This window comes from Staphylococcus sp. 231237_7MaSpsaltlick (assembly GCF_043107035.1).
The window spans coordinates 1-724 of sequence record NZ_JBICNX010000228.1; the positions used below are offsets into that span (position 1 = coordinate 1).

Here is a 724-nt window from a genome sequence, read left to right on the forward strand (position 1 = left end):
ATATATATATATTCATTTTTTCTTTATTTTTATTAACTAATGGAGTTATAATATTTCTTAATCCGTTTGATATCCCAAAGTCCATCAAATAAATGTAAGATAATACAGAGAATACCATTAGCCATAATCCATAAGAATCTTGATCATAATTAAAATATTTTAATAGACTTCTTAAGAGTATAAATGTTGTAAAAGTTGATAAAATGGTAAAAATAAAGTTAAGACCTATATTTTTTTTGAATTTATAATTCATAATAATTCCTTTTATTTTAAGTTTTATCGTCAATCTTATTTCAATATTTCATTTAAGTTAATTTATTTCGACTTCTATCTAGGGAAATAATCCAAAGTAATGAACACCATAATCCTATACTATTTGAACTAAATAGAACCATTTCTCCCATACAAATTAAAAGAGTTGATAAAAAAATACCAATATATTCCTTTTTAACAAATTTTAACCAGTAGAAAATGAATACCAAAAATAATATTAACCCAAAAACGCCACCAAACATGATTAATGCGATAAATAAATTTCCTGCCTCAACTATTGTAGAGTCTATGTTTAAAGGATTGTGATTAATAGGTACTCCAAATCCTTTTCCGAAAACCGGACTTTCTCTTAATACTATATTTAAGCTTTCTATTTGACCATCTCTTGACTGTAAAATTTCCGTAGATTTTTGTCCCTTTTGAAAGAATGATATTATACTATCTCTAAAGT

2 pseudogenes are annotated in these 724 nt (G+C 24.6%); both read right to left on the reverse strand.

Annotated elements, in window-relative coordinates:
• Nucleotides 1–253: pseudogene (locus ACF91D_RS31105) on the reverse strand (hypothetical protein); the annotation flags it as partial.
• A 52-nt stretch (nt 254–305) separates the two neighbouring features.
• A pseudogene (locus ACF91D_RS31110) lies at nt 306–724 on the reverse strand (O-antigen ligase family protein); the annotation flags it as partial.